The organism is Mesorhizobium sp. M2E.F.Ca.ET.219.01.1.1 (genome assembly GCF_004016445.2).
Classification (GTDB): Bacteria; Pseudomonadota; Alphaproteobacteria; order Rhizobiales; family Rhizobiaceae; genus Mesorhizobium.
In genome coordinates this window covers 55,124-63,144 of sequence record NZ_SADT02000012.1, presented here as the reverse complement: position 1 = coordinate 63,144, position 8,021 = coordinate 55,124, and the positions used below count along the sequence as shown (strand labels likewise).

Annotated in this window: 5 protein-coding genes; 3 read left to right on the top strand and 2 right to left on the bottom strand. The window is 61.1% G+C overall.

The window, feature by feature from the left end:
* Positions 1-231: 231 nt before the first annotated feature.
* Positions 232-1,593: a (Fe-S)-binding protein gene (locus EN862_RS34040; protein ID WP_127868821.1), complete on the top strand. Its 1,362-nt coding sequence runs from the start codon at positions 232-234 to the stop codon at positions 1,591-1,593.
* Between the two features lie 848 nt (positions 1,594-2,441).
* Here the strand turns inward: EN862_RS34040 and EN862_RS34035 are convergent.
* Both EN862_RS34035 and EN862_RS34030 read right to left on the bottom strand, forming a co-directional pair.
* Positions 2,442-2,672, bottom strand: coding sequence for a hypothetical protein (locus tag EN862_RS34035; protein ID WP_127868820.1), 231 nt, complete (start codon positions 2,670-2,672; stop codon positions 2,442-2,444).
* 339 nt (positions 2,673-3,011) lie between these two features.
* Positions 3,012-4,817 (bottom strand): chloride channel protein, encoded by a 1,806-nt coding sequence (locus tag EN862_RS34030; protein WP_127868819.1) that lies wholly within the window; start codon positions 4,815-4,817, stop codon positions 3,012-3,014.
* A 173-nt stretch (positions 4,818-4,990) separates the two neighbouring features.
* Here EN862_RS34030 and EN862_RS34025 point away from each other — a divergent pair, with 173 nt between their 5' ends.
* Both EN862_RS34025 and ligD read left to right on the top strand, forming a co-directional pair.
* Positions 4,991-5,419, top strand: a complete 429-nt coding sequence (locus EN862_RS34025; protein ID WP_189402006.1) for a helix-turn-helix domain-containing protein — start codon at positions 4,991-4,993, stop codon at positions 5,417-5,419.
* A gap of 428 nt (positions 5,420-5,847) precedes the next feature.
* The gene (gene ligD, locus EN862_RS34020; protein ID WP_246693153.1) at positions 5,848-7,749 is read left to right on the top strand and encodes a DNA ligase D; all 1,902 of its coding nucleotides are present in this window, start codon (positions 5,848-5,850) and stop codon (positions 7,747-7,749) included.
* The last annotated feature ends 272 nt before the right edge of the window (positions 7,750-8,021 follow it).

Sequence of the window (8,021 nt, the reverse complement as noted above, 5' to 3'; positions counted from 1 at the left end):
CCGCCAGTAATGCTCCCGTGATCGAGGTGCCATGTCCTCTGACGATCGGCTGAACCCGCAGGGCCCCGGCGAAGCCGGCCGCGTCGTCGGGCGTGTCGAGAACGGTCCACGGCACCAGGACACGCTGCGGCGGAACGAAAGCCTAGTCCTTCAAGACTGCCGATTTTTATGTTAATGTTGAGTTGCCAATGCGCGCGTACGGCCCATTCTTCAGCAGGCCCGGAGCCCGCGATGCCCCCGGTGAATGAGACATCCTTCGAGACGGTTCTGGACGAACGCGTCCAGGTTATGCTTGACGCTTGCACGCGATGCGGCAAGTGCGTTGAGGTTTGTCCAAGCGTGGTGCCCGCCGGCATCCCGGATGCGAAGTCCGAAGACCTCATCGGTGGTATTCTCGATCTTGTCCGCACCGGCAAGGGTCCAGAGACGTCGCGCAAATGGGCAGCCTCCTGCATGCTCAGCGGAGAATGCATCAAGGCGTGCGACTACGGCGTCAATCCACGCTTTCTCCTTACGATGGCGCGGCTTAGCGTTGCGAAGTCCGACAAGGAGCTTGCTGAACGACGCCGGCAAGGCGTGGAGAGATACCGCGAAGTCAGCCGCGGCGTAGCGATGCTGTCGCGCCTGCAACTCGATACGGAGGTCCTTGAACGGTTGGGTCAAAGATCAGCGTCAGTTTCCGTGCCAGCCGAGCCGGCGGACTTTGTGTTTTACAGCGGCTGCAATGTGCTCAAGACGCCGCATATTGCCTTGCTTGCCCTCGATATCATGGATGTGCTTGGCATCAGTTACCAGGTGATGGGCGGTCCCAGCCATTGTTGCGGCATTTCGCAACTCAAGTCCGGCGACGCCGAGATGACCGGTCGCATGGGGTCGAGCTCGATGGAAAAGCTATCGCACTCCAGGTTGGGACAGGTGATCACCTGGTGTCCGACCTGCTACGTTCAATTCTCGGAAAACATCCTGCCGACAGTGGAACGACAGCGCGGCTCCCGCCCATTCGAGATGAACCCGTTCATGAGGTTCCTCGGCGACCGGCTGGCGCAGTTGAAGCCGCACCTACAGCACAGGGTCGACATCCGCGTCGCGCTGCACAAGCATCCTGGCGTAGCCGGCGTCGTGGAGGCTGCCACCGAAATCCTGAAGATGGTCCCCGGCGTTGAGCTTATCGATCTGCATCAGCCAGCGGTGGGTCTGCAGAGTGTGCATGTCGGTGTGCTTCCAAAGTTCAAGCGCGAGTTGCAGCTGAGAGAGCTTGAAGCGGCGCGTGACGCGGGCGTTGATGCCCTGGTTGCGGTTTATCATTCCGATCACCGCGAACTGTGTGCGCACGAGCGCGATTGGCCATTCCGCATCATCAATATCCTGGAAGTGGTTGGTGAAAGCATGGGGCTGTATCGACACGATCGCTACAAGGAGCTCAAGGTCATGCAAGACTCCGACCAGATCGTCAAAGAGTGCAGGGACCTGATAGCAAAGCACTCCCTTGATCCCAATGAGGCCCGTGACATCGTGGTCAGGGTGCTGCTTGGAGACCAGCCGCTTCCCCTGAGAGGCGGTCGCGAGCGAGGTGCGATTACCTTGGCGGAGTAGCAAACTTGGTCGCTTTTCGTTCCACTAGCGGTACCCTTGGGGTCCCTGGAGCTTTTCGAACTTTCTGGGTCGCGCCTCAGCCCAAATTGCGAGTGCTTATGGACAAAGCGGGATACTAGCGTCGGTTTTTGGATACATTTGAAGGCACCGACTTCTGGCACGGGAGCCAGATAGCGCGTCAGCACGGACTCTAAGCGCGCTACGTTTTGGACGGCCGGCGCCTCAATAGTGGTCGGGAGACCAACTTGACCGTTGCCCGAAAGCAGACGTAGGCAGCACAGGGCTGACCTCGACCTTTCTCAATGCTCCTCGGATTAACCAACAACCCTATTTCGTGCCAATCCAGAGGAAGCCAAGGAGCTTTCTCCAATATGCTGATCTCGCTGACGATGTTCTTCCGGGATCCGGAGACATTCCTCACCCTGAACCATCGCGATCGACGAAGGCACACATTACCGCATTGATCGCAAGGTGCGCGGTGGTGGTTTGCCGCTCACAGCGTCGTGCGCGAACCGCCGTTCATGCGCCTTGATCTGATCACCTGCCGCAATGTGCTATCTACCTGGAGCGTTCGCTCCAGATGCAAGTGAACTCGATCTTCCGTTACAGCCTGAGCCGGAGGGCTCCCTGTTTTTGGGCAGCGCCGAGACGGCCGACACTTCAGACAACCACTTCGCCGTGGTGACCCGAGATGCATGCTACCGTGCCCTGCCGAGCCGACCGGACTTTGTCCCCGCCTTAACTGTTCCCGCCTCCTGGGGTTGCAGGCAGACCCATTCTGACCGACAGCCGTCTCGTGAGCGCACGCTTCGATGCAGCAGGTGGCAGGCGTGGCGCGCGCTACTGCCTCATTTAAGATGGCGGCGCATGATCCCGAATTGCAAAAGAGATTGTCCTAAATTAGCCCTTATTTCGGCCATCGCCTCTGTAAACATCAGGGCAACAAGTTCATCAGCGGCCTCAGTCGAGCCATCCCTGTAAACCAGCGCTTGTCTTCGCATCGTGCGGAGAAGCCAAAGGTCGATGCCTTCGCGTTCTGGGCAATTTACTCGGAGCGTCACGCCACTCTTCTCGCGCAAGACACGATCCACAGTCGTACTCAGAACTCAACGACCGTGGTCCGCGCTTGCCCATCCCGCCAAGATGGGCACTTCAATTCTGCAGGTTTTATCAAGCTTCGCCTTAACCAAAGTGAATCTGGCCGCTGAAAGATTCGCAGTGCATTGAAACTAGTCCTCCTGATCGGTGGTTCGCCGGATCATACGGGATAATACGAGGGAAATGGTGGTTGGCGAACCACACGCCGGCATTTCGCCGAAGAGCGCTGAGCAGCGTGTTCATCAAGCGGCGAACCACTTTATCTCTTTGTGTTAAGCAATTCCGGACGGAAAAGCTCTCATTCTTTTATTGGAATTGCTCTAGACCGCACTATCGCCGACGCTTTGTTGTGGCTTGTGCCTGACGCCGAAGCTGACCAAGGCGGTGCGGTCGCGCTCCTCCGCCTGCTTCTTCGACCTTACCTGCATCATGTCTTTCCAGCCGATATAGCCGATGAGCCGTTCATCCTCGCGCGAGACCACAGGCAGGTGCGAGACATTGGCGGTGAGCAGCTTGTCGGAAAGCGCGTCCAGATATTCGTCCGGATAAGCGAGCGTGATCTTGCTGCCGGCAAGCAGCTCGCCGAGGGGTGCCTTGCGATGCTTGCCGTTGCGACGCCAGCGCAGGATCGCCGGCGGATCGATGACGCCCAGCACGTTTCCTGCCTCGTTAATCACGGGGAAGCTCGGATGCCGGGTGCCCGGCGCGGTCAGGAACGCTGCCGCACCGTGCAGCGTCATCGTCGCCGGCACGCTTTCGACCTTGGTCGTCATCACTTCGCGCACCCTGGTGAGCGCGAAGGGGTCGACGCGGTATTCGCGAATGATGTGATGCCCGCGCCGCGCCACCTTCTCAGTCAGGATCGAGCGCTTCATCAACAGCACGGTCACCGCATGGGCGGTGGCGCAGGCCGCGATCAACGGCACCAGAACATGCGTGTTGCCGGTGAGCTCTGTGGCGAAGAAGGTCGCGGTCAGCGGCGCGCGCATGGTGCCGCCCATGGTCGCGGCCATCGCCAGCAGCGGCCAGAAGCCCGGGCTCGCTTCGGGCAGGATGCCCGACAGCACCGCTCCCATCGCTCCGCCCATGATCAGCAGCGGCGCCAACACACCTCCCGAAGTGCCGGATCCCAGCGCGACCGACCAGATGATGGCTTTAACCACCAGAAGCAGCAGCGCCGCGGTCGCCACCATGCGGCCGTCGAGCATGCTGGCGATGTTGTCGTAGCCGACGCCAAGCGAGTGCGGCTCGACCAGGCCGCCGATGCCGACCACCAGACCGCCGATCATCGGCCACCACATCCAGTGTATCGGCAGTTTCTGGAACGCGTCCTCGCACCGATAGACCAATTGCGTCAGCAGTCCCGACAGCAGGCCGGCGCAGATGCCGACCAGCACCCAGCCGCCCAGTCCGGTGACCGACGCTTCCATGCTGCCGGAGAAGGGAAAGATCGGACTTGGCAAATGCAGCAGGGTGCGCTCGACTTCCGCGACGATCGCCGCGACGGCGACCGGGATGAAGCTGCGCGGCGTCCATTCGAACAAGAGCAGCTCGACGGCAAGCATGATTGCGGCGATCGGCGTGCCGAACACCGTCGTCATGCCGGCGGCCGCGCCCGCCACCAGCAGCGTCTTGCGCTCATTGTCGCTGACCGGCAGCATCTGCGCGATCAGCGAGCCGATGGCGCCGCCGGTCATGATGATCGGGCCTTCGGCGCCGAACGGTCCGCCCGAGCCGATCGAGATCGCGGACGACAACGGCTTTAGCACCGCGACCTTGGCGTCGAGCCGCGAGCGTCCGAGAAGGATCGCCTCGATGGCCTCGGGAATGCCATGGCCGCGGATCTTCTCGCTGCCGAAGCGGGCCATCAGGCCGATGATCAGCGCGCCGATCACCGGCGCGACCACGGCGGCGAGTCCGAGCGGTGAGTCCTCGAGCTTCAGCTCGGCCAATGAGAACTGGCCGAAATAGGCGATGTTGGTGGCGAGCCGGATGAGCTGCAGGAGCACGATGCCGGCAAGCAGACCGGCGGTCGCCACCACCACGGCGATGGCCGCGATGACGAGCACGCGCGGATCGGTCGTGAAGTCGCGAAGATGGCCGTTGCCGGCGTGAGTGGATTTCATTTTGGGAACCTGAGCTTTCTGGCGGCGCGAAGACCATCCGGTTTCAGGTCGCCTAATATCGTAACACGATATAATTCTTCAAGCCGTTTTCGCGACCTGCTCCGCGTCATTTTGGGCTGGGACCACGACAGCAACCTGTTGAGCTTTTGCGGGAATGGACCATAAGTCGGGGAATGAAGCCGCCGAAATCACGCCCCGCCATCAGCCAAGCCGACTACCAGCGACTGTCGCAGTTCCGTTACCTGATCCGCCGCTTCCTCGAATTCAGCCAGATACAGGCCAACGAGGCCGGCCTGACGCCACGCCAGCACCAGGCGCTGCTGGCGATCAAGGGATTTCCAGGCGGCGGCCCCGTGGCGGTGGGCGATCTCGCCGAGCGGCTGCGCATCCGCCACCATAGCGCTGTGGAATTGGTGAACCGCCTTGCCGAGGCAGGGCTGGTCATCCGCGATCAGGACAAGGGCGATCATCGTCGCGTGCTGCTGCAGTTGACCCCTCTGGCCGACGATCGCCTGGCCGAACTGTCGGCTGCACATCTTGACGAGCTGTCGCGGATCGAGCCCATGCTGCGGCGCCTGCTTTCGCGCCAGGCAGAGTCCTAGACCAAAGGGGAAAGGTTGGCGGGTTGCCGAGGGAGGATCGCAGCCGGCCAGACCGGCCTCGGGAGGACGAGGCCGCTCTGGCTAGCATCAGGCTGCGCCACCGAGGCAAGGCTTCGCGTGCCAGCGTCGCCAGGAACAGCGGCAGGACATTTCTATTCCGAAGGCGAGCATGGTCGCCATCACCGTTGGAATCAAGACGCGCGACTTCAGGTGAATTGGATTTATTGCCCATCTCAGGATCGCGAGCCGCTGCAAAGCGTTACAGGTCGAACGCCCAGAGCATGCGGCCATCGAAACCATGGACAGGACAGTGGCAGAGATATGTCGGCAACGACCGCGAGAACTCACTGCAGCCGGCGAGAACCGAAAAAATAGGCCGCAGATAGCAAAAACGCATCGGGTAATTGATTCTCATTAGGGTGAGTTAAGTGAGCAAGTCAGCGTCGCGTCGATTGACCATCACAGGTGGTTCTACTCGCCCTGCGAAGCCAGCCTCGCGCGGTTTGCCCAAGCTCGCCCCTCCGGCGTTCCGACCCGTTCAGCTCGCGAGGCTGGTGGACACTGTCCCCGCCGGCGAGCGTTGGATCCACGAAATGAAATTTGATGGCTACCGTATTCTCGTCGCGGTGGGGAGCGGAGAGGCGCGCGCCTATACGCGCTCCGGCCTGGACTGGTCCGGCCGCTTCCCCTCTGTCCTTTCAGAGGCGCGCAAACTTAGGGTTCGCTCCGCGCTCATCGATGGCGAGGCAGTTGTCATGGACGCCGCGGGGCGATCGAGCTTCCAGGCGCTCCAGAATGCCTTGAAGGGCGATCCCGCGAGCATCGATTTTTATGCGTTCGACCTGCTCGAACTCGATGGCGAAGACCTGACGAAGCTCCCCCTCCTGGAGCGCAAGGAGAAGCTGGAGGAAATCCTGCCGGAGAAGAGCCATATCCTTCGCTACTCCGATCACATCCAAGGCCGGGGCGAAGAATTGCTGAACCGCTTCTGCGATGCCGGCCTCGAGGGGGTTATCTCGAAGCTGGCTGACTCCGAATATGTCGGCGCCCGCGACGGAAGCTGGCTGAAGATCAAGTGCATCAAGCGTCAGGAATTCGTGCTCGTCGGCTGGACGCCGTCAGACAAGGACCGCGCCTTTCGATCGCTGATCCTCGGTGTCCATGACGGCGGAAAGCTGCGCTATACCGGTAAGGTCGGAACCGGTTTCGATACCGCGGAGATGGAGCGGCTGATCAGGACCATGGCGCCGCTCGAGCAGAGCGCCGCCACGGTCGAAGCACCGCGCGCGGAAGTTCGCGGCGCGCACTGGCTGCGTCCGAAGCTTGTTGCCGAGATCGCCTACACCGAGATGACGAATGAAGGTACGCTGCGCCATCCAAGCTATCTCGGCCTGCGCGAGGACAAGAAGCCGGAAGCCGTTGCGCTTGAGACAGAACATCACACAGCCACGCTGCCGGCACCGGCGACGAGCACGATTGCCATCAGCAACCGCGGCCGCGTAATCTACCCTGAGTCCAACATCACCAAGGGACAGCTTGCCGATCATTACGCCGACGTCGCCTCGATCATGCTACCATGGGCCGGCAACAGGCCGATCAGCCTTGTTCGGTGTCCGCAAGGCCGCGCGAAGAAGTGTTTCTTTCAGAAGCATGACGCCGGGAGCTTCGGCGACAAGGTCCATCACGTCGGAATCACTGAAAAGGACGGCCATGAGGAACCCTACCTTTACGTCGACGACGCCGAGGGCCTTGTGACCTGTGTCCAAATGGGAACCATCGAGTTCCATGGATGGGGAGCGCGTATCGATGACGTCGAGAAGGCAGACCGATTGGTGTTTGATCTTGACCCCGACGAGGGGCTGGATTTCGAGGCGGTGCGCGCCGCAGCATTCCAGTTCCGGGATATCCTCAAATCACTAGGGCTGACCACCTTCCCGATGCTGACAGGCGGCAAAGGCGTGCATGTGATTGCGCCGCTCACGCCTCGGGCCGAATGGCCTGAGGTGAAGGCCTTCGCCTCCGGGCTGGCGCAGGCTGTCGCTCGGACCGATCCCTCTCACTTTACGGCCGTGTTGTCGAAGGCGAAACGAAAGGGGCGGATCTTTGTCGACTATCTGCGCAACCAGCGCGGCGCCACGGCAATCATGCCCTACAGTGCAAGGTCACGACCGGGCGCTCCCGTGGCCGCGCCCATCACCTGGGCGGAAATGAAGACGATTGATGCGCCCTCCCATTTCCATGTCGGCGATGCTGGTGAATTGAAAAAACGTGCAGCAAGCAAATCTCTGGCGGGATGGGGCCGAGCCGACCAAGTTTTGCCAAATCTGTAGCCCGCTCCGCGACAGGCAGCAAGATTCGCTCCCTTGGCCTGAATGGAACCTGCCAAGTTTGGCCCAGTTTGCCTCGACACTGGCCGGAACGATCCGTCACACTCGACAGCTGCGCCGGAAGCAATCCGATCGCACGAAGCCTCGCTTGTGCGCGGCCGATGGTCTGGCTGCCTTGTCGCAGTCGCTTGATCGGATCATCGCCGCGGGCACTCTCATCAGGAAGCTCCGACCAGGTCTATTCGAAGGGATGTTCCAAGGACCGAAACAGCTAG

What these genes read in the sequence shown, in the direction of transcription:
- EN862_RS34040 (WP_127868821.1), top strand. Translation starts at nt 232, where the DNA reads ATGCCCCCGGTGAATGAGACATCCTTCGAGACGGTTCTGGACGAACGC.
- EN862_RS34030 (WP_127868819.1), bottom strand. Translation starts at nt 4,817, where the DNA reads ATGAAATCCACTCACGCCGGCAACGGCCATCTTCGCGACTTCACGACC.
- EN862_RS34025 (WP_189402006.1), top strand. Translation starts at nt 4,991, where the DNA reads ATGAAGCCGCCGAAATCACGCCCCGCCATCAGCCAAGCCGACTACCAG.